This is a genomic window from Streptomyces sp. NPDC051105 (genome assembly GCF_040682795.1).
Taxonomy (GTDB): Bacteria; Actinomycetota; Actinomycetes; order Streptomycetales; family Streptomycetaceae; genus Streptomyces.
Map to the genome: position 1 here is coordinate 171415 of NZ_JBFBBR010000001.1, position 25779 is coordinate 197193.

At 70.9% G+C, this 25779-nt stretch carries 23 protein-coding genes and 1 pseudogene; 5 read left to right on the forward strand and 19 right to left on the reverse strand.

Annotated elements, in window-relative coordinates:
* The 8 genes from AB0N16_RS00815 to AB0N16_RS00850 form a co-directional block, all read right to left on the reverse strand.
* The gene (locus AB0N16_RS00815) at positions 1-2469 is read right to left on the reverse strand and encodes an SWIM zinc finger family protein (RefSeq protein WP_365791623.1); all 2469 of its coding nucleotides are present in this window, start codon (positions 2467-2469) and stop codon (positions 1-3) included.
* On the reverse strand, positions 2466-5282 hold the full coding sequence (locus AB0N16_RS00820; RefSeq protein ID WP_365791625.1) for a DEAD/DEAH box helicase: 2817 nt from the start codon (positions 5280-5282) through the stop codon (positions 2466-2468). Before AB0N16_RS00820 ends, AB0N16_RS00815 begins: the two co-directional genes overlap by 4 nt.
* Positions 5283-5379: 97 nt before the next feature.
* The gene (locus AB0N16_RS00825; RefSeq protein WP_365791627.1) at positions 5380-5961 is read right to left on the reverse strand and encodes a sugar kinase; all 582 of its coding nucleotides are present in this window, start codon (positions 5959-5961) and stop codon (positions 5380-5382) included.
* Positions 5958-7103 carry an ROK family glucokinase gene (locus AB0N16_RS00830; protein ID WP_362570595.1) on the reverse strand — a complete coding sequence of 382 codons (1146 nt, stop codon included), beginning with the start codon at positions 7101-7103 and terminating at the stop codon, positions 5958-5960. The genes AB0N16_RS00825 and AB0N16_RS00830 overlap by 4 nt, the downstream gene beginning before the upstream one ends.
* A gap of 142 nt (positions 7104-7245) precedes the next feature.
* Positions 7246-8013, reverse strand: a complete 768-nt coding sequence (locus AB0N16_RS00835) for an ATP-binding cassette domain-containing protein (protein ID WP_365791629.1) — start codon at positions 8011-8013, stop codon at positions 7246-7248.
* Positions 8010-9050 (reverse strand): ABC transporter permease, encoded by a 1041-nt coding sequence (locus AB0N16_RS00840; protein ID WP_365791631.1) that lies wholly within the window; start codon positions 9048-9050, stop codon positions 8010-8012. The genes AB0N16_RS00835 and AB0N16_RS00840 overlap by 4 nt, the downstream gene beginning before the upstream one ends.
* Positions 9047-10051 (reverse strand): sugar ABC transporter substrate-binding protein, encoded by a 1005-nt coding sequence (locus AB0N16_RS00845; RefSeq protein WP_365791633.1) that lies wholly within the window; start codon positions 10049-10051, stop codon positions 9047-9049. The genes AB0N16_RS00840 and AB0N16_RS00845 overlap by 4 nt, the downstream gene beginning before the upstream one ends.
* A gap of 201 nt (positions 10052-10252) precedes the next feature.
* Positions 10253-10990 carry a GntR family transcriptional regulator gene (locus AB0N16_RS00850; protein WP_365792741.1) on the reverse strand — a complete coding sequence of 246 codons (738 nt, stop codon included), beginning with the start codon at positions 10988-10990 and terminating at the stop codon, positions 10253-10255.
* 130 nt (positions 10991-11120) lie between these two features.
* On the opposite strand from AB0N16_RS00850, the gene AB0N16_RS00855 reads away from it, so the two are divergent.
* Complete coding sequence (locus AB0N16_RS00855; RefSeq protein WP_365791635.1) at positions 11121-12131, forward strand: Gfo/Idh/MocA family oxidoreductase; 1011 nt, start codon at positions 11121-11123, stop codon at positions 12129-12131.
* A gap of 47 nt (positions 12132-12178) precedes the next feature.
* Here the strand turns inward: AB0N16_RS00855 and AB0N16_RS00860 are convergent, their stop codons facing one another.
* From AB0N16_RS00860 to AB0N16_RS00870, 3 genes are all read right to left on the reverse strand, one after another.
* A complete protein-coding gene (locus AB0N16_RS00860; protein WP_365791637.1) occupies positions 12179-13360 on the reverse strand; it encodes a cytochrome P450 in 1182 nt (393 codons plus the stop codon).
* Positions 13361-13434: 74 nt separating this feature from the next.
* The gene (locus tag AB0N16_RS00865; protein WP_365791639.1) at positions 13435-14097 is read right to left on the reverse strand and encodes a response regulator transcription factor; all 663 of its coding nucleotides are present in this window, start codon (positions 14095-14097) and stop codon (positions 13435-13437) included.
* Positions 14098-14219: 122 nt separating this feature from the next.
* Positions 14220-15470, reverse strand: coding sequence for a histidine kinase (locus AB0N16_RS00870; protein WP_365791641.1), 1251 nt, complete (start codon positions 15468-15470; stop codon positions 14220-14222).
* Between the two features lie 179 nt (positions 15471-15649).
* Here AB0N16_RS00870 and AB0N16_RS00875 point away from each other — a divergent pair, with 179 nt between their 5' ends.
* Together AB0N16_RS00875 and AB0N16_RS00880 are read left to right on the forward strand one after the other, a co-directional pair.
* Complete coding sequence (locus AB0N16_RS00875) at positions 15650-15847, forward strand: hypothetical protein (RefSeq protein ID WP_365791643.1); 198 nt, start codon at positions 15650-15652, stop codon at positions 15845-15847.
* Positions 15848-16138: 291 nt separating this feature from the next.
* Positions 16139-16534, forward strand: coding sequence for a ribonuclease domain-containing protein (locus AB0N16_RS00880; protein WP_365791645.1), 396 nt, complete (start codon positions 16139-16141; stop codon positions 16532-16534).
* A gap of 329 nt (positions 16535-16863) precedes the next feature.
* Here AB0N16_RS00880 and AB0N16_RS00885 read toward each other — a convergent pair whose 3' ends face one another.
* The 4 genes from AB0N16_RS00885 to AB0N16_RS00900 are packed head-to-tail and all read right to left on the reverse strand — an operon-like array spanning position 16864 to position 20733.
* On the reverse strand, positions 16864-17724 hold the full coding sequence (locus tag AB0N16_RS00885) for a galactosyltransferase-related protein (RefSeq protein WP_365791647.1): 861 nt from the start codon (positions 17722-17724) through the stop codon (positions 16864-16866).
* Entirely contained in the window at positions 17709-18752 is a 1044-nt protein-coding gene (locus tag AB0N16_RS00890) for a glycosyltransferase (protein ID WP_365791649.1), read from the reverse strand. The genes AB0N16_RS00885 and AB0N16_RS00890 overlap by 16 nt, the downstream gene beginning before the upstream one ends.
* On the reverse strand, positions 18749-19819 hold the full coding sequence (locus AB0N16_RS00895) for a glycosyltransferase (protein ID WP_365791651.1): 1071 nt from the start codon (positions 19817-19819) through the stop codon (positions 18749-18751). Before AB0N16_RS00895 ends, AB0N16_RS00890 begins: the two co-directional genes overlap by 4 nt.
* Complete coding sequence (locus AB0N16_RS00900; RefSeq protein WP_365791653.1) at positions 19816-20733, reverse strand: glycosyltransferase family 1 protein; 918 nt, start codon at positions 20731-20733, stop codon at positions 19816-19818. Before AB0N16_RS00900 ends, AB0N16_RS00895 begins: the two co-directional genes overlap by 4 nt.
* Before the next feature lie 580 nt (positions 20734-21313).
* On the opposite strand from AB0N16_RS00900, the gene AB0N16_RS00905 reads away from it, so the two are divergent.
* Positions 21314-21784 carry an SPW repeat protein gene (locus AB0N16_RS00905; protein WP_365791655.1) on the forward strand — a complete coding sequence of 157 codons (471 nt, stop codon included), beginning with the start codon at positions 21314-21316 and terminating at the stop codon, positions 21782-21784.
* 304 nt (positions 21785-22088) lie between these two features.
* Here the strand turns inward: AB0N16_RS00905 and AB0N16_RS00910 are convergent, their stop codons facing one another.
* Both AB0N16_RS00910 and AB0N16_RS00915 read right to left on the reverse strand, forming a co-directional pair.
* Entirely contained in the window at positions 22089-22409 is a 321-nt protein-coding gene (locus tag AB0N16_RS00910; protein ID WP_365791657.1) for a DUF5133 domain-containing protein, read from the reverse strand.
* Positions 22410-22467: 58 nt separating this feature from the next.
* Positions 22468-23292: a SigB/SigF/SigG family RNA polymerase sigma factor gene (locus AB0N16_RS00915; RefSeq protein ID WP_365791659.1), complete on the reverse strand. Its 825-nt coding sequence runs from the start codon at positions 23290-23292 to the stop codon at positions 22468-22470.
* A 430-nt stretch (positions 23293-23722) separates the two neighbouring features.
* Between AB0N16_RS00915 and AB0N16_RS00920 the strand changes: the two genes are divergently transcribed.
* Entirely contained in the window at positions 23723-24592 is an 870-nt protein-coding gene (locus tag AB0N16_RS00920) for an alpha/beta hydrolase (RefSeq protein WP_365791661.1), read from the forward strand.
* A gap of 52 nt (positions 24593-24644) precedes the next feature.
* Here AB0N16_RS00920 and AB0N16_RS00925 read toward each other — a convergent pair.
* Positions 24645-24737: pseudogene (locus AB0N16_RS00925) on the reverse strand (dihydrofolate reductase); the annotation flags it as partial.
* A gap of 115 nt (positions 24738-24852) precedes the next feature.
* A complete protein-coding gene (locus tag AB0N16_RS00930; protein ID WP_351698010.1) occupies positions 24853-25662 on the reverse strand; it encodes an AIM24 family protein in 810 nt (269 codons plus the stop codon).
* Positions 25663-25779 lie beyond the last annotated feature (117 nt).

The window sequence follows — 25779 nt, forward strand, 5'->3', positions numbered from 1 at the left end:
TCAGAGGTCCTCGGGCGCCCCCAGTCCGGTCAGCGCGCCCACCGGGTCCAGGTCGGGGGTGCCTCTGGGCCACCAGTCGTCCTGGCCCGGTTCGGACTCGTAGGCGTACCACAGGCCGTCCCGGCCCAGCCGGAGCTGGACCTGACCGTCGGGGTGGGTCAGGTGGTTGCGCCAGGGCCGGAAGGCCGGGAGGTCGGCGGCCAGGAGCAGGGGTCTGGCCCGGTCGAAACGGCCGGCCGGCGGATCCCAGGGCTCCTCCAGCACGGCCAGTCCCTCCGGGCCACCCTGCCGCCAGGCGGCGACCGCGCGGGCCAGGTCGCCCGGGGTACGGCCGACGGCGTCCGCGAGCGAGGCATAGAGGGCGCGGGTGGAGGCGGTCAGGCCGGAGCCGGGGCGGGCCGCGGCGAGGCGTACCGCGTCCTGCCAGAGGGTCAGTTCGCCGACCGGGTCGTGGCCGGTGGCGAGCAGGGCATGGGCGCGGGCGGCGGCGTCCGTGGCGAGCTGGTCCAGCGTGAAAGGGTCGGGTCCCCCGGGCACGCCCGGGTACACCGGGGGCTGCTCGGGATGCGGTGGAACCGGCAACGGGGGCGGCAGCGGCGGGAGTTGACGCGGCACCAGGGCCTCGGTGGCACGGACGCCGGGCAGCGACGCCGGCTGCCGCTCCCGGGCCGCGCGGGCGGCGTTGCGCCGGGACAGCGCGTCGAGGACCTCGCGCTCTCCGTGGCCGCGCAGCAGAAGCAGTACGAACGGGTCGGCGTCCAGCAGCCGCGCGGTCTGGTAGCAGAGGGCGGCCGCGTGCTTGCAGGGATGACCGAAGTCCGGGCAGCTGCAACGGGGTTCGAGCTCCCCCGGCCCCGGCAGCAAGGGCACTCCGCTCTCGGCGAGGGACTGCGGCAGCTCCTTGTCGAGCAACGCGGCGATGTCCCCGGGCCGGTCGGCGGCGGCCTCCAGGAACCGCTCCCACTCCTCGGCGCCGAAGGTACGCAACCGCACCTGCACGCGATACGGCCGCGGCCGGCTCCCCTGCACATACGCCAGGACCAGCCCCGGCGTCACGGTGATGGCGTCCACATGCCCCTGCTCGGCATAACTCCGCCCCCGCGCAAGCCGCTTCACATCCAACGCCCCCTCCTCCAACGCCCGCACCCAGGCGTTCCCCCACCAGGTCTCGGCGAAGTCCGCCCCAGAGCCACCGGCCCCGGAGGGGAAGGCCGGGAAGGAGGGGAAGGTCCGGCGAAGTTCGGTGTCGCGGTGGGGGGTGGCCATGGTGCGGGGCAGGCGGGGGGTGGTGGGGCCGACCGCCGACTCCGGGCGCCCGGAAGCCGTAGGGGGTACGGGGGTGTTCGGATCCCCGTCACCGGGGGGCGCGGCGGGTGCGGAGGCGCTCGGCCGCAGGTCGCCGGGGGGCGCGAGGGCGCTCGGCCGCGGATCGCCGGGAGGCGCGGTGGGCACGAGGGCACTCGGCCGCGGACGGCCGGAAGCCGCGGCCGACGCAGGGGCCGTCGGCTCTCCGAGGTCGGAAGGCATGCCGGACGCAGAGGCCGTCGGCTCTTCGGCGTCGGAAGGCATACCGGACGCAGAGGCCGTCAGTCGCGGACGGCCGGAAGCCGCGGCCGACGCAGAGGCCGTCGACTCTCCGAGGTCGGAAGGCATACCGGACGCAGAGGCCGTCGGCTCTCCGGCGTCGGAAGGCGTGCCGGGCGTGGAGGCCGTCGGCTCTCCGGCGTCGGAAGGCGTGCCGGGCGTGGAGGCCGTCGGCTCTCCGGCGTCGGAAGGCGTGCCGGGCGTGGAGGCGGTCGGCTGCGAGCGGCCGGGCGGCGTGGCGGGAGTCGGGTGCGGGCGGTCGGGGGCGTCAGCGGGCGCGGACGGGGTGGGATCCGTTGCGCAGGGCTGCGTCGCGGTGAGGTGCGCCCCGTCTTCGTCGGGGCGTTCCGTCGGAGTTCCTTGCTCCGCCAGGTCGTCGGGCCGCGCTGACTCGGGCTCCTCCTTCGGCATCCTGAACGCGGTCGCCAGGAACTGCTTCAGGTCACCGGCGGTGCGACCGCGAGGCGTCTCCGCAGGGGCCGGCGACGGCAGCCGGCGTACCCGGCGAGCCGGGGACCCTTCCGAAGCCTCCGCCGCGGCCGCCTCGGCCCGCCGTGCCTCCGCCCGGGCCGCACGCAGCGCCTGGCGCGCGATGTCCCCGGGCCGGGCGCCCGGACGAACGGCACCGGCGTCCGCCGCGTCGGCCTCGGCATCGGCATCGGCCTCGGCATCGGCGTCCCGTTGCTCGGCCTCCTTCGCCGTCGAAGCCGCCCGCAGCGCCAGCCGCGCCGCGTCGGACGCCCTGGGTACCCGCTGCTCGCCGGAGCCGTCGGGCCGCCCCTCGGCCGGTGCTCCCTCGTCGCGCCCGGTCTCCGCACCGCGCCCCCGCGCCGCCCGCAGCGCCTGCCGGGCCGCATCGCCCGGCCGCTGCTCGTCCCCGCTCATGACGTCCTCCGCAGCGACACCAGGTCGGACAGCTCACGGTCCGTCAGTTCGGTCAGGGCGGACTCGCCGGAGCCCAGGATCGCGTCGGCAAGGGCACGCTTGGCCTCCAGCATCTCGGCGATGCGATCCTCCACCGTGCCCTCGGTGACCAGGCGGTGGACCTGGACGGGCTGGGTCTGGCCGATGCGGTACGCGCGGTCGGTTGCCTGCTCCTCCACCGCCGGGTTCCACCAGCGGTCGAAGTGGACCACATGGCCCGCGCGGGTGAGGTTGAGGCCGGTGCCCGCGGCCTTCAGCGACAGTACGAGGACCGGCGTAGCGCCGCTCTGGAAGCGGTCCACCATGCGCTCCCGCTCCGGTACCGGAGTGCCGCCGTGCAGAAGGTCGACCGGGACCGCACGCGCCTGGAGGTGCGCGGTGATCATGCGGGCCATGCCGACGTACTGGGTGAAGACGAGCATCGAGCCGTCCTCGGCGAGGACCGTGTCCAGCAGCTCGTCGAGCAGGGTGAGTTTGCCGGAGCGGGCGGCCAGGCCGTCGGCGCGCGTCTCCTCCTTGAGGTAGAGCGCGGGGTGGTCGCAGATCTGCTTCAGGGCGCCGAGCAGCTTGAGCACCAGGCCCCGGCGTGCGACCCCCTCCGCCGTCTCGATGGCGAGCATCGACTCACGGACCACCGCCTCGTAGAGCGCGGCCTGTTCGCGGGTGAGGGGGACAGGGTGGTCGGTCTCGGTCTTGGGCGGGAGTTCGGGGACGATGCCCGGGTCGGACTTCTTGCGGCGCAGGAGGAACGGGCGGACCAGGCCGGCGAGCCGGGCCACCGCCTCCCCGTTCTCCTCGGCCCCGCCGTTCTCCACGGCACGCGCGTGCCGGGCGCGGAAGGACTTCAGCGGGCCGAGGAGTCCGGGGGTGGTCCAGTCGAGCAGGGCCCAGAGTTCGGAGAGGTTGTTCTCCACCGGGGTGCCGGTGAGGGCCACGCGTGCGGGGGTCGGGATGGTGCGCAGCGCCTTGGCGGTGGCCGAGTAGGGGTTCTTGACGTGCTGTGCCTCGTCGGCGACGACCATGCCCCAGGGCTGGTCGGCGAGCCTGGCCGCGGTGGCGCGCATGGTGCCGTACGTGGTGAGGACGAAGCCGCCGCCGAGGCCGTCCAGGGAGCGGTCGGGGCCGTGGAAGCGGCGGACCGGGACGCCGGGCGCGAACCGGGCGATCTCCCGCTGCCAGTTGCCGAGCAGCGAGGCGGGGCAGACCACCAGGGTCGGTTCGGTGCGGGCCCGCTTGAGGTGCAGGGCGATGACGGTGATGGTCTTGCCGAGGCCCATGTCGTCGGCGAGGCAGCCGCCGAGGCCGAGAGAGGTCATGAGGTCGAGCCAGGCCAGGCCCCGCAGCTGGTAGTCGCGCAGGGTGGCCTGCAGTGCGGCGGGCGGCTCGGCGGGCTGGATGCCGGCCGTGAGGCGGTCGCGCAGGGCCGCGAGGAGGCCGACGGGGACCGCCTCGACGCTCTCGCCGTCGACCTCGGCCTCGCCGGTGAGTGCCACGGAGAGCGCGTCGACCGGGTCGAGCAGGCCCAGTTCGCGCTTACGGGCCTTGCGGACCAGGGCCGGGTCGACGAGCACCCAGCGGTCCCGCAGCCGTACCACCGGACGGTGGGCCTCGGCGAGCGCGTCCATCTCGGCGTCGCTGAGCGGGTCCCCGCCGAGCGCCAGCTGCCAGCGGAACTGCAGCAGATCCTCGCCGTCGAAGAAGCCCGTGCCGTCGGTCGCCGAGCCGGGGGCGGAGCGGATCACGGCCGCCGCGGTGAGGTCCTGGGCCAGGTCCCGGGGCCAGTGCACGGCGACCCCGGCCGCCGCCAGCCGGGTCGCGGCCACTCCGAGCAGATCACCCAGCTCTGACTCGGAGAGGGCGAGTACGTCCGGCACGTCCTGCTCGGCCAGCCGGTCCAGCGGCGGCCAGACCCGCGCGGCCCGGCGTACGGCCAGCGCCGCGTCCACGCGCGCGCGGGGACCGAAGGCGGCGTCGGACTGCCCCGCCCACAGTGCCGAAGCGTCGGTCACCAGGGTGGGGTCGGCCAGGCTGTGCACCTGGACGATCGCCGCTCCCGCGCGGTGCGCTCCCTCGCCGTCGTCGAAGAGGTCGTACGCCGACAGGTCGAGGCGGAGCGAGATGCGCACGCCCGCGTCCATGCCGGCGGCGACCTCCGCGGCCCACTCCTGGGCGTCGGGCAGCCGCCGGCCCTCGCGGGCGGCGAACGGCCTGCCCGAGGTGTGAGGGGCGGCCGGGGTGCGGGGCAGGGTGTCGGCGACCGCGTCCAGGAAGGAGCGGATCAGCGCCTGCGGCTGGGGCAGCCGGAGCGGGCCGGGGCCGGGCAGCGGGACGGCGTGGCCCTCGGCGGGCAGGGCGGCGGCCACCGCGCGCAGGTGGGCGATGTCGGCGGGCTCCAGGGGGCCGGCCCGCCAGGCGTCGTACCCGGCCGGGGTCAGGCCGGGGAGCAGGCGGCCCCGGGCGGCGAGCCGCAGCGCGTGCTGGGCGGCGGCGCCCCAGCAAGCGGTGGCGGGGTGGGCGGCCGGGTCACGGGGGGCCCGGACCAGCAGGGGGAGGGCCTCGCCGAGCGGCAGGGTCAGCGCGGGCACCTGCCGGCGGCGGACACCGGCGCCGTGCCGTCGTACGACCGTCAGGTCCTCGGTCGCGGCGGCGGGCAGCGGGCCGCCGTCCGGGTCCCAGAAGGCGATACGGCCCTGGCGCGGGAGGTCGGCGGGCAGATAGACCGCCGCCAGGCGCAGGGGGACGTCGTCCGGTGTCTCGGTCACCGTGCCGCTCATACGTTCTACCACCTCCCGCCCACATGTCGGATCAGACGTCTTCGACTGTACGGGCGGGCTCTGACAATCGGCCTCGGCGACCGGCCGGGGGCCGTCCCTACGGCACGGTCCGGGAGACGACGTAGATCATCGGGTAGTTCGGGTCGGCCGTGTTCACGACCACGTCCTGGGTGGGCGCGGGGTTCTTCTGCTTACGCGTCAGGCCCGACCAGGGGCCGGGGCCGGTGAACTTCCATCCGGTGATCTTCTGGTCGCGGGTGCCGATGCTGATGTCGTCCTTCTTGAGCGCGTCCCGGTTGACGCCCATGCCCTCCAGGAAGCTGTCCAGGCCGGCGCTGTTGGTGCGGAACTGGACGTAGAGGCGGCTGGTCTTCCAGTTGTTCGTCTCGTAGTACGCGATCTGGTCGGCCGGGTGCGGGACCGGCACCTGGTAGAGCCGCCGCTGCACCTTCGACGGCCAGCCTTCGGTGAGGCCGGTCGCCGAGTACTTCGACTCCTTGTCCTTGCCGCTGTTGCGGCTCTGGGCGCCGGAGATCACCAGATAGCCGGCCGGTACGCCGATGAGCAGCCCGATGATCAGCAGGGTCAGCGCCCGACGGCGCGCCCTGTGGCCGGGGCTCTCCGGCGGGCGGTGCGGTTCGTCCGGAGGCGCGGCCTGGCGGGGCAGCGAAGCGGTCATGCGGTGTCCCGGGGACGGCGGGCCTCCGCGAACCGCTCGTAGCGCTCGTACCGCTCGACCCGGCGCCGCTTGGCCCGCCGGAAGCGGCGGGCGACCAGGCGGGCGAGGTCGGCGGCCCCGACCATGCCCGCCTCGGGGCCCAGCTGGGCGCGCGCGATCCGGGCCTCGGGGCGGTAGCCGCGGCCGGTCAGCTGGCGCTTGAACGCGTCCCGCGCGGGGCCGATCAGCAGGTCGTCGGCGGCGCTCACACCACCGCCGATGACGAAGCAGGACGGGTCGAGGGCGGCGGCGAGGTTGGCGATGCCGACGCCGAGCCACTGGCCGATGTCCTGGAGCAGCTCGACGCACATCGCGTCGCCCTCACGGGCCAGCTCGGTGATCATCGGGCCGGTGATCTCGTTGATGTTGCCCTTGACGTGCTCGATGATCCCGTAGGCCACCGGGGAGTCGGCCGCGGCCAGCTCCTTGGCCTCGCGGACCAGCGCGTTGCCGGAGCTGTACTGCTCCCAGCAGCCGCGGTTGCCGCACGGGCAGCGGTGGCCGCCGGGCACGACCTGCATATGGCCGAACTCGCCGGCGACGCCGTACTTGCCGCGCTTGACCTGGCCGTCCTCCAGGATCGCGCCGCCGATGCCGGTACCCAGCGTGATCATGACCAGGTGGTCCTCGCCGCGGCCGGCGCCGAACCGCCACTCCGCCCAGGCGGCGGTGTTGGCGTCGTTGTCGACGAGGACGGGGACCGAGAGACGGCCGGAGAGGCGGTCGCGCAGTGGTTCGTTGCGCCAGGACAGGTGCGGGGCGAAGAGCACGCGGTTGCGGTCGGCGTCGACCCAGCCGGCCGCGCCGATGCCGACGGCGTGCACGTCGTGCCGGTCGGACAGGTCGAGGACCAGCTCGACGATCGTGTCCTCGACGACCTTGGGGCTCTTGGACTTGTCCGGGGTCTCCGCGCGGAGCTTCTCCAGGATGTTGCCGTCGGCGTCCACGACGCCCGCCATGACCTTGGTGCCGCCGATGTCGATGCCGACGGTGGGGACACGGGGGGCCGTCAGGTGGGACCGGCGCTCCCTTGTGCCGACCGTTCGCAGGACGGGCGCTCGGCGGGAGCCTATGGGGGCCGTGAGGTCGCGGTAGGTGCTCATCGGGCTTGATTCTGCCGTACGGGGAGGGGTGGCGCCGTTCGGGGGAGATAAGGAGCGGTGCGGGCCGTTGCCGGGTGCTGGTGCTTCGTGGCCGGTCGCGCCCGCGCGGCGGAGCCGCGAACCGACACGGCCCCGCGCCCCTCTACGTACGCTGCAGTTCGTGGCGTAGAGCCTCCAGGTCGCTTCCCCCTGCCATCTGGGCGGTCAGGTCTTCGAGCCCAATCTCATCGCGCCGGTAGCTCCCCACCGTCGTGCCCCTCTTCAGCAGCACGAAGCGGTCGCCCACCAAGTACGCGTGATGCGGGTTGTGGGTGATCAACACAACACCCAGGCCCTGGTCGCGTGCCGCCGCCACGTACTTCAGGACCACACCTGACTGCTTCACTCCCAGCGCCGCCGTCGGCTCGTCCAGGACCAGGACCTTCGCGCCGAAGTACACGGCCCTCGCGATCGCCACGCACTGGCGTTCGCCGCCCGACAGGGTGCCGATGGGCTGGTCGACGTCCCGGAGGTCGATGCCCATGCGGAGGAGTTCGGCGCGGGTGGTGCGGCGCATGAAGTCGACGTCCAGGCGTTTGAACACACGGCCCTTGCGGGGTTCCGAGCCGAGGAAGAAATTGCGCCACACCGGCATCAGCGGCACGACCGCCAGGTCCTGGTACACCGTGGCGATGCCTCGGTCCAGGGCCGCGCGCGGGGAGGTGAGCGTCGTCTCCTCGCCCTCGACGACGAGCGTGCCGTCGTCGTGCCGGTGCAGGCCCGCGACGATCTTGATCAGGGTGGACTTGCCGGCTCCGTTGTCGCCGAGGACGCAGGTGATCTCGCCCGCGTGGACCTCCAGGGAGACCCCCTCCAGGGCGCGGACGGTGCCGTAGTGCTTGCTGACGTCGGTGAGCTGGACGAGGGTCATGCGGTGGCCTCCGCGCGCTTGCGGACCCAGGTGTTGAGCAGGGTCGCGAGGAGCAGCATCGCTCCGAGGAAGAACTTGAACCAGTCGGGGTTCCACTCGGCGAAGACGATGCCCTTGCTGGTCATGCCGAAGATGAGCGCCCCGACCGCCGAGCCGACCGCACTGCCGTAACCGCCGGTGATCAGGCAGCCGCCGATGACGGCCGCGATGATGTAGATCAGCTCGTTGCCGACGCCCTCGCCGGACTGGACGGCGTCGTACGAGAAGAGCAGGTGCTGGCCGGAGATCCAGGCGCCGAGCGCCACGCCCATGTAGAGGCCGATCTTGGTCCTGGTGACGGGGACGCCGACCGCACGGGCCGCGTCCTGGTTGCCGCCCACGGCGAAGATCCAGTTGCCGGCACGGGTGCGCAGCAGGATCCAGGAGGCGATCGCGACCAGGGCGAGCCACCACAGAATCGTGATCTTGATGTCGACGCCGCCGACGGTGAGCGTCGAGGCGAAGACCGCGTGGGCGGACGGGAAGCCCTCCATGTCGGCGATCGTCTTCGTCGAGACGGTGCCGTCGATCAGCTTGGTGAAGCCGAGGTTCATGCCGGTGAGCATCAGGAAGGTGCCCAGGGTGACGATGAAGCTGGGCAGCTTGGTGCGGGTGAGCACGAAGCCGTTGAAGGCGCCGACGGCGAGGCTCACGAGGAGCGAGGCCCCTACGCCCACCCAGGTGTTCGCCGTCATCTGGTAGCTGAACATCGAGGAGATCAGCGCGGAGGACGTCACCAGGACGCCCGCGGAGAGGTCGAACTCGCCGCCGATCATCAGCAGCGCCACCGGTACGGCCATGATCCCGATCGTCGAGGAGGCGTAGAGGACCGTGCTGATGCTGGACGCGCGCAGGAAGCCGTCCGCGGCCACGGCGAAGAAGAGGAAGACGGCGAGTGCGCCGACGACCGAGCCCAGCTCCGGACGGGAGAGGAGTCTCCGCAGCGGAGAGGTCTGCAGAATCCTTTCATCAAGGGAGTGTTCCAAGGCGGCGCTCATCGAGTGCCCCGCTCGGTGTACTTCGCCAGCGCGGGTGCCTGGTCCTTGGTGATGATCTGCGGACCGGTGAGCACCGGCTGCCCGCCGCCGAGGATGTCGCCGTTGTACTTGTAGAGCCACAGCAGGTCGACCGCCTGGTAGCCCTGGAGGTACGGCTGCTGGTCCACGGCGAAGCCGAGGGTGCCGTCCTTCAGTTCGGCGGCGACCTTGGCGTTGAGGTCGAAGGTGTCGACCTCGGCCGTGCTGCCCGCGTCCGTCCTCGCCTTCACGGCGGTGTCGGCGTACGGCGCCCCGAGCGTGACGACCGCGTCGATCGACCGGTCGGCCTGGAGCTTCGCCTCGATCGAGGACTGCACGTCGGGCATGTTGGTGCCGTTGACGTAGAGGTTCTCGACCTCGCCGTCGAAGTTCTCGGTGACGCCCGCGCAGCGTTGCTCGTGGCCGACGTTGCCCTGCTCGTGCAGGACGCACAGGGCCTTCTTCTTACCGCGCTTGTCCAGCTCGTCGCCGACCGCCTGGCCCGCGATGGTCTCGTCCTGGCCGATGTGCGCCAGGGCGCCGAAGGCCTTGGACTCCGCGGAACCGGAGTTCACGGTGATCACCGGGATGCCGGCCTTCTCGGCGCGGGCCACGGCCGCCTTGAGGGCGTCGGGCTTGGCAAGGGTGACGATGATCCCGTCGACCTTCTTGTCGACCGCCGCGTCCACGAGCTGCGCCTGCTGCTGGGCCTCGTCGTCGTGCGAGTACAGGAAGTCGATGTTGTCCTTGCGGGCGGCCTGCTTCGCACCGCTCTGCACGATGTCCCAGAAGGTGTCGCCGTCTCCCGAGTGAGTGATCATCGCGAAGGTCCAGCGGGGGGTGTTCACCGCCGCTCTCCCCTGGGCCGCCGCGGCGTTCCGGGCGTCCTCCGCCCGCTTGCCGCCGGTACTGCTGCATCCGGTGAGGGTGACGCCGAGCGCCACCGCCACCGCTATGCCCACCCAGGTCCGAAACCGTGCCACGAGGCCGTGCCCTTCTTGCCGTGCTCATACGTGCGAGAGGGGCGGGCGAAGCTCACCGTGGGTGACCACCGACGGCGACCTCGCCTGCCCCAAAAGCCTCAGTATCGAACATGGGGTACACCCCTGACGGCGGCGGGCGGCACTCTGTGCTCACATTGTCCGGACATTGCGACTAACGGAACGTCGGAAACCGGGCCGCGCTCAGGATCGTACGAGCAGCTGGAACTCGAAGGAGTAGCGGGTCGGCCGATAGATGTGGTCGCCGAACTCGACGGCGCGGCCGGTGTCGTCGTACGTGGTGCGCCGCATGGTGAGCAGCGGGGCGCCTTCCGGCTCGGCGAGCCGCTCGGCCTCGGCGGCTGTGGCGCCGCGGGCGCCGATGGACTGGCGGGCGCTGTGCAGGGTGATGCCGGCGGCCCGCATCAGACGGTAGAGGCCGGTGGCCTCCAGTTGCCCGGTGTCCAGGTCGAGCAGGCCGGGCGGCAGGTAGTTGGTCAGGTACGCCATCGGCTCACCGTGCGCCAGCCGCAGCCGCTCGATGCGGTACACCTCGGTGTCCTCGGCGACCGCGAGCGCGGCGGCGACTTCGGCGGACGCCGGGACGACGCTGTTGACCACTACCTTCGTCGCGGGGCGCTGGCCGGCCGACTCCAGGTCGTCGTAGAGGCTGCTGAGCTCCAGGGGGCGTTTGACCTGGCTGTGCACGACCTGGGTGCCGACACCCCGGCGACGGACGAGGAGGCCCTTGTCGACAAGGGACTGGATTGCCTGACGCACGGTCGGGCGGGAGAGGCCGAGCCGTGCGGCGAGCTCGATCTCGTTGCCCAGCAGGCTGCCGGGGGTGAGCGAGCCGTGCTCGATGGCCGCCTCCAGCTGCTGCGCGAGCTGGAAGTACAACGGCACCGGCGAGCTCCGGTCCACGCTGAGGTCGAGCGGCACGGTCGGGTCCACATCTGGTTTCGGCACGGGCCCGAGCGTATCCCCGTGACGGGTTGACGGGAAGTTGTGTAGTTCGATTGTCCGGACATACGGATTGACAGCGCACGGGGTGCACCCGCACCTTGTTCCCATGCGCATCGGGGTCATCGGGACGGGCCGCATCGGAACCATTCATGCGAACACGCTCAGCCGCAATCGTGAGGTCGGGTCACTGATCCTGACGGACGTGGATCCGGCGCGGGCCCAGGATCTGGCACACCGCTTAGGGGAGACGGCGGCACCCGGGACGGACGAGATCTTCAAGTGGGGCGTGGACGCGGTGGTGATCACCACCGCGACCTCGGCGCACGCCGAGCTGATCGGCCGGGCGGCGCGCTCGGGGCTTCCCGTGTTCTGCGAGAAGCCGATCGCCCTCGACCTGCCCGGCACGCTGCACGCCCTGGCCGAGGTGGAGAAGGCCGGGACGGTGCTGCAGATGGGCTTCCAGCGGCGCTTCGACAAGGGGTACGCCGGCGCCCGCGAGGCCGTGCGCTCGGGCCGGCTCGGACGGCTACACACCGTGCGGGCGCTGACCTCCGACCAGTCGCCGCCACCGCCTGAGTGGCTGCCGCTGTCCGGCGGCCTGTTCCGGGACACGCTAATCCACGACTTCGACGTGCTGCGCTGGGTGACCGGCCGCGAGGTGGTCGACGTGTACGCGACCGGCTCGGACGCCGGGCCGGCCATGTTCCGCGAGGCCGGTGACGTGGGCACCGGCGCGGCCCTGCTCACCCTGGACGACGGCATGCTGGCCACCGCCACCGCCACCCGGCTGAACGGAGCCGGATACGACGTGCGGATGGAGCTGGCCGGCGAGCGGGACACCGTGGTGGTCGGCCTGGACGATCGTACGCCGGTGGCCTCCACCGAGCCGACCGGGCCGCCGCCCGCGGACAAGCCGTGGCCCGGCTTCCTGGAGCGGTTCGGACCCGCCTACGAGGCCGAGCTGTGTGCCTTCGTGGACGTGGTGCGCGGCAGGCTCGCCAACCCCTGCGACGGGCGTGAGGCACTCCAGGCACTGCGGATCGCGGAGGCCTGCGAGGTCTCCCGGCACGAGCGAAGACCGGTCGCGCTCGCGGAGATCCCGGACCGGCTCGGCTGACCGCGGCCGCCGCCGGCCGCGGCGCACCGGCTACCGGCGCACCCCGGCTACCAGCGCACCGGAAGGTTCCGCACGCCCCTCATCAGCGTGCCCGGCAGCCAGTCCCCATGCGGGCCGTCCAGGGCCAGGTCCGGGGCTCGCTCCAGGAGGGAGCGCAAGGCCGTGCGGCTCTCCAGACGGGCCAGGGGTGCGCCCAGGCAGTAGTGGATGCCGTGGCCGAAGGCGAGGTGGCCGCGGTGGTCGCGGCGGATGTCGAAGCGGTCGGGCTCGGGGTAGCGGGCGCCGTCGCGGTCGGCGGCGGTGAGCCCGATCATCACCGGGTCGCCGCGCTCGATGGCGGTGCCGGCGATCTCCAGGGGTTCGGCGGCGTACCGGTACGTCGCGTTCTCCACCGGGCCCTCCCAGCGCAGGATCTCCTCCACGGCGCCGTCCAGGAGGCTCATGTCGGCGCGCAGGGCGGCGAGTTGGCCGGGGTGGGTGAGCAGGGCCAGGACGCCGTTGCCGATCAGGTTGACGGTGGTCTCGTGGCCTGCGATCAGCAGGACGAAGGCCATGCCGCGCAGTTCCTCGGCGGAGAGCCGGTCGCCGTCCTCTGCGGTGGTGCGGATCAGGTCGCTGAGCAGGTCGTCGCTCGGGCCCGCGCACCGCTTGTCCTCGATCAGCTCCCGCAGATACGCCGCGAGTTCGGCGAACGCGTCGTACTCGTTGCTCGGACGGGCGGAGCCGACCACCTCGTTGGAGAGCTTCCGGAACCGTGCGCGGTCCAGCTCGGGGACGCCGAGCAGTTCGCTGATCACCGTGATCGGCAGCGGGTAGGCGAGGGCGTCGATGAGGTCGGCGCGGCCACCCGGGAGCATCTCGTCGAGCAGGTGGTCGGTGATCTCCTGGATCCGCGGCTCCAGTGCGGCCACCCGGCGGGCGGTGAACGCGCGCGTGATGAGCCCACGCAGCCGGGTGTGCTGGGGCGGGTCGGCGACCAGCAGGTACTTGCCGATCAGCTCCTCGTCGAGAAACTTGAAGCCGGCCTTCTCGGTGTCCTTGGCCAGTCTGGGGTCGGCGAGCGCCGCGCGGGCCTCCTCGTACCCGACGACCAGCCAGGTCTCGTGGTACGCGTCGGGCAGCGGCCACCGCACCCGGTGCACCGGGCCGCGCTCGCGCAGCCGGGCGTAGACCGTGTGCGGGTCCGTGCGCAGGCCGTCGCCATACTCGCCGAGGTCGGTCACCTGCATGCTGTACTCCCCTTCAGGAGGTCCCCGAGGCCGTCCCGTACCGGGAGAACGTTCGGGGCGCCCGACTGGTGCCCCTACTCCTCCAGCAGTCCCGCGTCGTATGCCAGCAGTGCGATCTGGACGCGGTTGTTCAGGCCGAGCTTGGCCAGGATGCGGGACACATGGGTCTTGACGGTGGCGACGCTCATGAAGAGGCCGGCGGCGATCTCGGCGTTGGCGAGGCCCCGGCCGACCGCGACGGCGACCTCGCGCTCGCGGTCGTTGAGGGCGGCGAGCCGGTCACGCGCGCGTGCCTGCCGGGTGTCCGCCCGGACGCCCGCCGCGTGCCGCATCAGCTGGCGGGTGACGGCGGGCGACAGCACGGGGTCACCGGCCGCGACCCGGCGCACCGCGTCCACGATCTCGGCGGGCGGGGTGTCCTTGAGGACGAACCCCGCGGCCCCCGCGCGCAGGGCGTGCAACACCTGTTCGTCGGCGTGGAAGGTGGTCAGGACGACGACCTGCGGGGCGTCCGGTCGCGCGCGCAGCCGCTCGGTGGCGGTGAGCCCGTCCACGGACGGCATGCGGATGTCCATCAGGACGACGTCCGGGTGGGTGCGGTCGACGAGCGCCTCGACCTCGTCGCCGTCGGCGCCCTCCCCGACGATCTCGATGTCCCCGGCCCCGCCCATCATCAGGGACAGCCCCGCCCGCACCAGGGGGTCGTCGTCGACGAGCAGCAGTCTGATCGCGGTCATGGCTCCTACGTAATCACGCGGGTACGACGGCACGTGGCCGCTCGGGCGGCGGACGTGGTCGTCCGGGCGGCGGACGTGGTCGTCCGGGCGGACAGAGTTGTCCGGACTGCGGACGCGGTGGTTCAGGCGGAGCCCCAGGGCAGCCAGGCCCGCACCTCGAAGCCGCCGTCGCCGGTGGCCCGGTGCTCCAGCCGGCCCCCGGCCAGCGTCGCGCGTTCGGTCAGGCCGATCAGGCCCTGCCCCGAGCCGGGGACGTGCGGGGCCTCGGTCTCCGGGGCGGGGTTGTGCACGACGATGTCCAGGCCGTCGCCGGGGGCTCCGGTGACGCGGACGGTGACCTCTGCGCCGGGGGCGTGTTTGCGGGCGTTGGTGAGGCCCTCCTGGGCGATGCGGTAGGCGGTACGGCCGACGGAGGCGGGAACGGCCGCCGGGTCGCCGACGTGGTTGACGAGGGTGACCTTCATGCCGGCCTGGCGGGACTCGCTGACGAGCGCGTCGAGGACGGCCAGCGTGGGCTGCGGCCGGCCGCCCGCCTCGTCGCCGTCGGCGGCGCGCAGGACGCCGATGATCTCGCGCAGGTCCTGGAGGGCCTCGTGGGCGCTCTCCCGGATCACCCCGGCCGCCCGGGCGATCTCCGCCTGGGGTGCGTCGGGACGGAACTCGAGGGCTCCGGCGTGCACGCTGAGCAGGGTCAGCCGGTGGGCGAGGACGTCGTGCATCTCACGGGCGATGGCCTCGCGGGCCAGCCGCTGGGCCCGCTCGGCACGCAGCCCGGCCTCGGTCTCGGCGCGCTGGGCACGATCGCGCAGGCTGACCATCAGCTGCCGCTTGGAGCGCACGAACATGCCGAGGCTGATGACCAGGAGGGTGAACAGCACGACCAGGATGACGACGGCCAGGTAGGGCAGGTCGGGGTCGGGGCGCAGCCAGTAGAAGAACGGGACCAGCGCGAGGTCGACGCCGCCGATCCAGGCGACGTACCGGAACGGGCGGTGCACGGCGAGCGTGAACAGGGCGACCATGGCGGCGCCGCCCGCGGTGTCGGAGACGAAGCCGACCGGGACCATGGCGATGGCCAGACCTGTCGGCCAGCGGCGGCGCAGCCAGACCGCGGCGCAGGCCAGGCCGCCGATCAGCTGGTCGGCGACCGCGAGGCCGTGGGAGACGTTCGGGTCCTGCCGCATGGTGTTCGCGGCGGCCACGCCCAGCAGAACGGCGAGCAGGAAACAGCTGAAGTCGACGAGCCAGTCGCGCGCGGTGCGCCTGGGCCGCAGGCCGGCCGGGCCGGCGCCGGGATCGAGTTCATGGAGCACTGCGGACGGGAAGAGCCACCGCCGCCGCTCGAACGCCCGTATCGAGATGTCACCGCTCACGGTCGACGAATCTACGCAGGACCGGACCGTGCCACCTCCCCGTGCACGGGATCGTCGACCAAAGTTGGGCCGGTGTGGACTTTCGGCACGGCACGCGCGCGTGCGGAGCGACTTCCGGTGGGCACGACTCGCCCCGCGGCCGATGGCATGGGGGGAGGCCGCGGGGCGAGAGTCGTGCTGTGAGACAGCTGCTGGAACTCCTCGGATTCGTCGCTCTGGTGCAGGGTGTGCTGGGCCTGGTGCACGAGTTCACCCACTGGCACGTGGGCCTCCTGCAACGGCTCGGCTTCCTCGACGGCTACGGCGTCTTCGCCGGCGTCGCGCTGATCGTGCTGGCGATCGCGCTGTTCGCCGTCGCGGGGAGCACGATGCAGTGACACGCCGCTGCGGGAACGTGCTCGGCAAGCGCAGACTCGAAGAGGGTGGGGCCCTGCGCTTCTCGGACAGCGGTGTTGAGTGTTTCGCCTATGCTGCGGCCAGCAACTCCTCGTACTCGGCGTGGACTTCTGCGGGAGCAGCCGGGCAGCGAGTGGACTCGGCGGCCCTGTGTGCAGACTTCATGGGGGCCGCCCATGGCAGGTTAACTGCGTGAAAAATCAATGGACTCCAGAACAAATTCCTTGCCTTGTCATTGACATGACATCGTCTACGCGCGTCATCATGAGGCCATGAGATTCCCCCCACGAATCACCCGCATCGGCGCAGCAGGCGCCCTGCTGTCCGCCCTCCTGGTCGGCGGCACTGTCACCGCCGCGACGGCGGACGCCGCAGCCACCTCGGTCGGCAGTATCTGCTACAGCAACCTGCCTTCGCAGGCGTACGACACGCTCGACCTGATCGCGTCGGGCGGTCCGTTCCCGTACTCGCAGGACGGCGTCGTCTTCCGCAACCAGGAGGGGGTCCTGCCCAGTCAGCCGTCTGGCTACTATCACGAGTACACCGTGAAGACCCCGGGCTCCTCCACGCGCGGTGCGCGCCGCATCGTCACGGGTGAGGAGTACGAGGAGGACTACTACACCTCCGACCACTACGTCACGTTCAACCTCGTCGACTTCGGCTGCTGAGTCGCCCGTTGACCGGTCCGAGGAACAGTGCGGCCCCCTGAAGGACCGGCCCCCGATCGGCCGGGCTTCCAGCCCCTCGCCCCCCACGGCGAGGGGCACGGGCAGCTCTCGTTGTCCTGGCTTGTGGCCGATGAGCAGCAAGATCAGCCAAGCCGGTCGACAGGAATCAGTGCCCTGCGTCGGCCGTCCTGAGGGCGCCAGTTTTCGATGACAGCGCCCTGGAACCAGTCGGCGTTTAGAACCACACCGGCTTCTCCCACATCCCTGGTTTTCGGCGGCGTCGCGCACGCTCATTCCCTGGTTCGCCACGAGTTGACGCCAGGCAGTGTTCAGGCGGGCGAGGTGACCGGCTTCTCGGTGCGGTGCCAGGTGTCGGTAGCGGGGTCGTGGCGGATCAGTCCGAGGTCGGCAAAGTCTCGGAGCCACTGCTCCATAGGCCAGTTGCCCCAGCGCTCGCGGAAAAGGGTTCCGTTACGCAGTATGTCGTCCAGGTGCTCGACCGGAGGATGGCTCACCGGGTGGTGCTGGTGATAGGCAGGGGCGCCACCGACCCACCACAGGTCGACTCCTCGCGCGGCGGCAGTACGGGCGAAGTCGGTGTCCTCTCCGCCGTAGCCGGTGTAGTCCTCACAGAAGCCGCCTGTGTGCAGCCAGGTGTCAGCGGTCACGGCGAATGACAGCGACCAGAAGAGCCGGTGATCTCCGTCGCGCAGGACTTCGTCTGTGGCGGGTGTCGGGCGCCCTGGGTGGGGCGGCGCCATGTCGGGCAGTTGCTCCAGTCTGTATCCGCCGGGTGGTGGCGGGGGAAGGTAGGCCACGGTGCCACACAGCAGGGCACGGTGGTCGCCGCTTGTCTCGGCGACATGGGCCGCCTCGCTGTAGCGGCCGAGGAGGGTCGGTCCGGGAACGCAGTCCACGTCCAGGAAGACCAGCAGTTCGGCGCCTGCGGTAAGAGCTCGCCGGGCACCGACGTTGCGAGCGGTGGCGAGCGGCAGCCGGCCGGCGGCCAGTTCGACGGTGAGCACGTCGGCCGCGGGCAGCCGCTCCCGGACGATCTCGGCGGCGGCCGGGTCGTGCAGCGTGACCACGATGTAGTGGTCCGTGTCCTGTGTGCCGGCGGCCAGGCCACGCTGTTGCAGGGCCAGATGATGGTGGCGCCCCGCGACCAGGGTGATCACTGCTGTGCGCATGAGACACCTTCCCAGAGCAGCGGGTGCGAGCCACCTCGCTGCATGTGATGGGTCGCCAGGGAATCGATCAGTCGAGCAGCCCGGACCGCGCCATCGCCGGGCGCCCACTGACTCCAGCGCTCGCCTCCCATGTGCCGCGCCCACTCCAGCAGCGCGGGCCACTCCTGCGGCGTGGGCCACGTGTCGCATACGGTGGCCAGGGAAGCGGCCGTCAGCGCACGAGCAGTGGCATGCTGCTCGCCGTGCGGCCGGTCCTGTGGGATGACCACGGCGGGGGCGTGCGCGGCGGCGCACTCGGCGATGGCGTTCTGTCCGGCATGCGTGACGACTACGTCGGACCGGCACAGCAGTGGCCACGGGTCCTCCGTCCATCCGCCTGGGCCTCCCAGTACGGTCCACCTCCAGCCGGGTGTGGCCTGAGCCGCCTCGCGGAGTTTCGTCTCATCCATGTCCGCGCCTCCGGCTCCCAGCATCAGCAGCACTTCACGGCCGGCGACGGCCCGCTCGGGGTGCTTCCGGCCGTCGTAGCGGGAAAAGGCGCCCGTATGGGCTGTCTTGGCGTACCAGGCGTCGGGCCAGCCTGGCTCGGGGATTGTTTCAGGCCAGGGCGCCAGCAGGGTGTCGGCGAGGTCGTAGGCAAGTCGGTGACCGGGATCGTCTCGCTCACCGCGCATGGCCGCCACTACCACGGGGATGCCCATCAGACGGGCGAAGGTGGCCACTTCCACCGATACGTCACTGATGAGAAGGGCAGGGGTGAAAAGGCGGATCCACTGCGCGATATCCGCCATGCGCGTACGGAGCCCAGGATGGTGTCGAGGGGCCCAGTGCAGCCGGCCATGGGCTGCCGGGTCTGCGGCAGTGGTCCCCGGCCCGTTGTCCTGCGCGAGTCGAACCCACGCGCCGCTCCAGTCGGCGGGGCGGGGCAGGCAGGACAGAGCGGTGATCGGCGTCTTCGCGTGCCGGGCTATGCAGAGCGCACGGTGCAGGTGGCCCCGGCCCTGATGGTGGATGTAGTAGCCGATCATGTGGTCAGCTCCTCATAGAGTGCGCTGTACTGATTGGCCATCACCTGCAGGGAACAGAAGCGTTCGGCCCGGTCCCGGGCTGCCCTCCGATCCAACCGCGCGATCTCCGGTATCAGGTCGGCCAGGGCAGCGGCGTCACCGGGTGGGGCGAGCCGTCCGCACTCGGGAGTCAGGATCTCGCGCAGAGCCCCTCGGTCGAACCCGCCCACAGGGGTGCCACAAGCCAGCGCCTCGGCTACGACCAGCCCGTACGGCTCGTCCCAGCACGGGGTGACGAGCGCGGCGCGTGCTGCGCCCACCAGGTCCGCCAGGCTGCGGCGATCCAGGTGGCCGACGTAGTCGACCCCGTCGCCGAGTAGCGGCTCCACATACTCGGTGAAGTAGCGGGGGTCCCCCACCGGGCCGGCCAGCCGCAGGGGAATACGAGCCTTGCGTGCCGCCTCGGCCGCAAGGTGGGGCCCCTTTTCGGGAACCAGCCGTCCCGACCACACCAGATAGGTACCGCCCGGGCCCTGAGACCACGTTCGCATGTCGACGCCGTTGCGCACGACCCGAGCCGCAGGCACGGTAGGCCGCCAGGCACGGGCGGTGTGGGCGCTGACGGCCGTGAACGTGACCGGGCAGTCTCGCCGCGTCTGGATGGCCGATTCCAGCCAGGCGGTAGGCGGGGTGTGCAGGGTCGTCACCACAGGCAGAGGCAGAGCCGAGGCCATGGCGATCGGGAGGTAGTGCAGGCTGTTGTTGTGCACCACGTCGAACCGTCGACGGCCGTTCTCCGACAGGTCGAGCATCAGACGCAGGTAGGCGTGGTGCTCGGCCATCCATTCCGGGTCAGGCATGCTCACGTCGGCTCGGGCGGCGGCGCTCAGCTTCGGCCGGTGAACCGGCAGTTCGTGCAGGTCCAGCGTCGGGTCCGAGCCGGGCGCAGCGAAGAGCCCCACGCGGTGGCCGCGAGCAGTGAGCGTTCGGGCAAGCGCCCAGATGTGCGCTTCCAGTCCGCCTGCGAAAGGCTCCCGGACAGGGAAGCGGGCGGAGGCGATCAGGGCGATCCGCAGGCCCGTGCTCAAGTCAACAACTCCGTGTACAGGTCGCGGTGGGCGGCAGCAACACGAATGCGCTCGGCTGTCCGTTCGGCCGCCGTGGCTCGCCAAGACGGCCGGGTCCGGTATGCGGTCAGGACCGCATGGCGCAGTGACTCCTCATCCAAGCCCTCCCGCTGGGTATGTCCGTAGGACAGGCAGGGGCGCTGCTCGGCGTAGTAACCACAGGTCGGCGCGATGACCGTGGTACCCAGGTCGTGACACGCTTCCAGCCAACCTGAATGGGTACCGAAGGTGTACGGCAACACTGACACATCCAACCCGCTCAGATAGCTCCATAGCTGCTCGTCGTCGAAGTAGTCGTGGACGTGCAGCCTCAACCGCCCCTCAGCGGCAAGGGTTTCCAGCTCGGCCATGACTTCGGGGGCGTAGGCGTGCGCAGCGGAATCGCCGACTTCGCGATGAATATTCACCAGCATCTCGGCACCGGGCAGTCCGGACAACACGGAACTCAGCGTCCGGACCACCGGCAGGACGGACATGTTCGGACGCAGGCTTTTGGCGTGCACCCCTACCCGAAAGCCGGACCAGGAAGGTCGGGGACGCGCGAGGCGAGGCACCTCCACCACGTGAGGATGCGGAAGTACGATCGCCGAGCGGTGCCAGCGTCGGACGATTTCGGACGCAGCTCCCCGAGTAAGGGTGATCAAACGATCCGCTTCCGTCAGCAGCACGTCCAGAGCAGCAAGATGGGGAGCTGGATCGGCCTGATGAGGATTGCGAAGGTCGTGCACGGTGTACACCAACGGCTTGCCGTATCGGTGCAAGACGTCCGCGAGCGCACGCAGTGCGTCCGGCTCATGGGCATCGAACCCGAAGTGCAGATGGAACACATCGAACCGATCATGATGATCGGCCACCCAAGTCGGATCCAGCATCATCGGCGGCCACCAGCGCTGAGAGGTACTGGGTGCGCCGTTGGGCCGGGGATCAGCGAGACGGAGCACTCCGTCGGTTCCGCGGGGATCCGCGCAGTGCTGGACGTACACGTGACCGGCGGGCACGGACGCGACACGGACCGTGCGACGAGGCTGCTTCCTCGGCCGATAGAGCGGGACAGCGAGTGGTTCCCTCATACATAGCGCTCCTCATATGGGGAAAAATCCCCCCAGAACCACTGGGTACCCTCTCCCCCCAGGACGTAAGCCCACGACACGTTGCGAGGTGAGACGCGGCACCCCGCGTGACCGACCTCTTCCCGGAATCGCTCGAATCCGCTCTGGTCACCAATGTCACCGCCAGGAGATGGCGCGGCGAATCGCGTACGGCGGGTCTGCCCACGCTGCGCCTCCGTCGCCGGACCCCGGCAAACGACGCGCGCCCCCGCTGGCAGCGCACCCATCGACGGCCGTGAACACAAGGAAGGATCCGGAGAGAGAGGGGCGGACGGTTTTGGAACCGGCGCTATCCGGGGTACTCGTCACGGGCCACAAGCCGATCCCGATTGCGAAGGTAACCGAAATGACAACTTCTCCCCGGTCGTCGATGGAGACCCACCCTGACATCGTCGCCATGCGCACTCGTCACGAGGTGGCGGAGCGAGCGACGAGTACGCCGATGGCCCAAGCCATCGAAGCCATGGCCCTGCTCACGGGCGTGTACCTGGCAGCGTCCCCGTGGATCGTGGGCTTCAACAACCTGTCCACGCTGGCAGTCAACAACCTGATCGTCGGCATCGCCTTCGCCCTGCTGATGAGCGGCGGATTCGGTCGCGCCTACGAGCGCACCCACAGCATGCCCTGGGCCGCCTGCGTCATGGGCGCCTGGACCATCATCGCCCCCTGGGCCGTCGCAGGTGACGTCAGCACCACCAAGAGCATCGTGAACAACGTCATCGTCGGAATCGTCGGCCTCCTGCTGGCCATGACGGCGAGCGCCATCGCGAGGGAGAACCACTCTTCGCGCACCGGACACGGCATGTCGACCCCCTAGGGGCCGCCAGGCCGGCGGACAGGTCGGTCCGAGGAGACACCCCGCAGCGGTGTCCTGCACAGCCACGGCGGGGAGCCGACTCGGACCGCCGACCGCCGTCCAGTCCAGCCGCGGAGTTGGGGACGCACATGCGATTCACACGTCGCTGAGGATGGCCTGGGAGGAACGACGGACCACTCGCGCGTACCTGGCCCGTACAGGAACAGGCGCGCCCGTGTACGTAGGAGCCGACCACCCGACCGCGTCCGCTCTTCCCGGTCCAGGGGGCCGCGAGAGGCCACGAGGTGCCGTTGCCGCGCTGTACCTAGCTGTGAAGAAGAGGTGTGGCGCCTGCGGTGCGGTGCTGCTGACCAGGGGCTACCACGGTACGTACCCGGCGCGACGCGGCGATTTCGCCTCCGCTGTCAGGGTCTTCGACAGGGTCTTCGATCGGCCGTTCAAGGTAGTCGTGGGCCGCTAGCAGAGCTTGATCGATCTCCCGGGTGCCGGTGGACACGCACAGGGTGTAGGCGAGGTCCTGCAGGCGCGGGTCGGGAGTGGTGCCGTCGGTGCGGGGCTGGATCGCGAGACGTGTTTCGTACTCCGTGAGGAGTCTGCGCAGGGCCACGGGGTGGGGCATGAGCATCGGACGGTCTCCTCAGGTACGGGCTGCAGATGATGGCGCGTGCGGCTTTCCGCATGCCTCATTGGTGGAGAGCTACGGCCCGGACGAGGGCGCAGCTACGTGCGATGAGGCGGGAGACGTGCATCTGGGAGAGGCCGAGCTTGTCGGCGATCCGGCGTTGCGTCATGTCCTCGAAGAAACGCAGGTAGAGGATGTCCCTCTCCCTTTCAGGCAGTCGGCGCAGGCCCTCCTTGACGGCCTCCCGGTCCACGACCGTGTCGAAGGAGCCGTCCACGTCTCCGAGGGTGTCGGCGAGGCTGTGGCCGTTCTCTCGGACGGACAGCTCGGCGTCCAAAGACAGGGGCTTGAAACTGTCCAGGGCCTCCAGGCCCGTCCTGACCTCGTCCTCGGTCAGCCCGGTGTTAGCGGCGAGGACGGCCGGGGTGGGTTCCAGAGCGCCAGGCTGCTGGGTCAGTTCGCGGCGGGCCACCCGCACCCGGTTGCGCAGTTCCTGCACGCCGCGAGGGACCCGCAGCACCCACATCCGGTCGCGGAAATGCCGCTTGATCTCGCCGGTGATGGTGGGCACCGCGTAACTCTCGAATGCGCCACGCGAGGGGTCGAAGCGGTCGACGGCCTTGACCAGGCCGAGGGCGGCGACCTGCCGGAGATCTTCGATGTTCTCCCCGCGGTCGCGGAAGCGGCTGGCGACACGGTGCGCCATGGGCAGCCAGGCAGCCACCAGCTCGTCGCGTAGAACGCGGCGTTCGGGGACGTCCCCGAGCGAGGCGAGCCGGGCGAAGAGGGCTGCTGTGTCGGGAGAGTCGTCGTGGGGGTGCCGGGACGCGGCACGGGTGGTGTGAGTAGGCGTACGGGACCGGTCGGAAGCTGTGTTGCCAGTCATGTGAGAGATGGCTCCTGGACGGCTGCTCAGAGAGCCCGGAATGCGGATTCCGGATCACTGAACGCGTGGTCAGGGGTAACGCAACGAGGGAGCCGACATCAGAGGCCGGGCATCTCGCGGCAGGAATCCCCGCTGGACATGCGCCTCCGGTCCGAAGCACTGATCTCCGCGTGCCCCTGATCGTGCATCGCAAACCGCCTGGTGAGGTCCGCACTTCCTCCGGATGGCTCGGACGTCACACCGTTGGCGAATCCGGCAGGTGTGTCCACGGGATCCGTGGGGGCATGAGGAAGGCTGTGTCGGTTCAGCACTCGTCGGCAAAGGGGGCCGGCTTGCGCAGCCTGTTGGCCCGGTGGTCCTCGGGTGCGAGTACGGGGTTGTCCTGGGCAGATAAGTGCCGTGGTGTGTCAACGAGGGTGGGGGTTGGGCCTTGTTCGAGGGCTTTGAGACCAGGCGGGTTCAGGTCGATGAAGCATCGATTCTCCTTCGCTACGGCGGGGAAGGGCCGCCAGTGGTGCTGCTGCACGGCCACCCCCGGACATCTGCGACCTGGCATCGCGTCGCCCCGCTCCTCGTCCGACGCGGTTTCACCGTGGTCTGTCCCGATCTCCGGGGGTACGGCCGGTCCACCGGTCCGGCGCCTACCGCAGACCACGCGGGATACTCCAAGCGGGCCGTCGCTGGTGACGTGGTCGAGGTGATGCGCTCCCTCGGTCATGCCCGGTTCGCGCTCGCCGGGCACGACCGCGGAGGCAGTGTCGCGCTGCGTCTCGCACTCGATCATCCCGACGCGGTCTCGCGGGTGGCGCTGATCGACTGTCTGCCCCTCACCGAGCACCTGTCCCGCATCACGGTCGACTTCGCCACGCAGTGGTGGCACTGGTTCTTCTTCGCCCAGCCGGATATTCCCGAGCGGGTCATCAACGCCGATCCGGACAGCTGGTACCACGGTGATCCCCAGAGCATGGGGCAGGAGAATTACGACGAGTGGCGCGCGGCCACGAGAAACCCCGACGTGGTGCGGGCGATGCTGGAAGACTACCGGGCCGGCCTCACCATTGACCGGCGGCACGAGGAGGACGACCGCGCCGCCGGGACACGGATCCAGTGCCCGGCACTGATCCTGTGGTCGCTCCGGGACGACCTCGAGGACCTGTACGGGGACCCGCTGAAGATCTGGCGGCAGTGGGCGCCGGACGTACGCGGCCACGGCATCGACTCCGGGCACCACGTGGCCGAAGAGGCTCCAGAAACGCTCGCGTCCTCCCTGGCGGACTTCTTCGCCGGACGGCCTGAGTAAGAGACCTCTGGGCCGCCTCCCGCAGAACGACGTAGGTGAGTGCTCAGCGCACGGGGTGGCTCCAGCCGCCGTGGGTGAAGCCGCCGCCGGGGTCCTCCTCGGGGCCGCCGGGTGCCTGGTAGACGCCGTCGAGGGTGATGAACATGGTGGAGACGAGCTTGCCCGTGGGGGTGCCTGCTTCCTGGGGTGCGGTCTGCTGTCGTCAGCTCAGACCCCGCGGGCGCCCGCGACTCATCGGTCGTGATCGTCCGTACGGCGCCTCACCCCGCGTGCGTCGAGAACAGTCCGCCGGTGGGGCCCTGCTTGTCGCCGCCCTGGGCCTTCTTCAGGGCGTTGGCGAGGCTCTCGATGGTGAGGGACTGCAGGATCACCCGGCCGTTGCCCTCCAGGGTGGCCAGGGAGAGTCCCTCGCCGCCGAAGACGGCGTTCATGAGGCCCTGGCGGTTGAGGCCGCCGACGCGCTGGACGCCGTACTGGATGCCCTCCTCGAAGGCGACGACACAGCCCGTGTCGACCTCGATACGGCCGCCGAAGTCGGCGGGGTTGAGGTCGATGAAGTTGCCCGCACCGGCGATGATCACGGTGCCGTGGCCGGTGAACTTCTCCAGGATGAAGCCCTCGCCGCCGCTCATGCCGGTGCGGCCGCCCTGGAAGGCGATGCCGAACTCGACGGTGGACTCGGCCGCGACGAAGGCGTCCTTCTCGGCGAACCACGCGCGCGTGCCGTTGAGTTCCAGGGCGCGCATCTCGCCGGGCAGCACGCCCGCGAAGCCCACGGTGCCTTCACCGCCCTGTGCGCTGAAGTACTGGAAGGCCAGTGACTCACCGGCGAGCATGCGCTGGCCGACCTGCATGGCGGTGCCCATGGCCTGGCGCAGCATGCCGCCCATGCCGCCGCCACCGCCCTGCTGCTGGCCGCCGCCGTTCGGGCCGCTGAGCCGGGTCTCCATGCTCACGTTCGTGGTCTTGAACAGGAACTTTCCGGCTTCGCAGTAGACGGTCTGGCCGGGGTGCAGGTTGACGACCGCCATCTGCATGGCGTTGCCGACGATTTCTTGCTGAAGGGTCACGGGGAAAGAACGTAGCCGACGCTTCAGCGGTTCCCTCGCCCGCCCACCCACACGTCTCGGTCGTCAGAGCAGCGGGCTCGAACAGCGACCGAGTCGGGTGGGCCGGCGGGAAAGGCG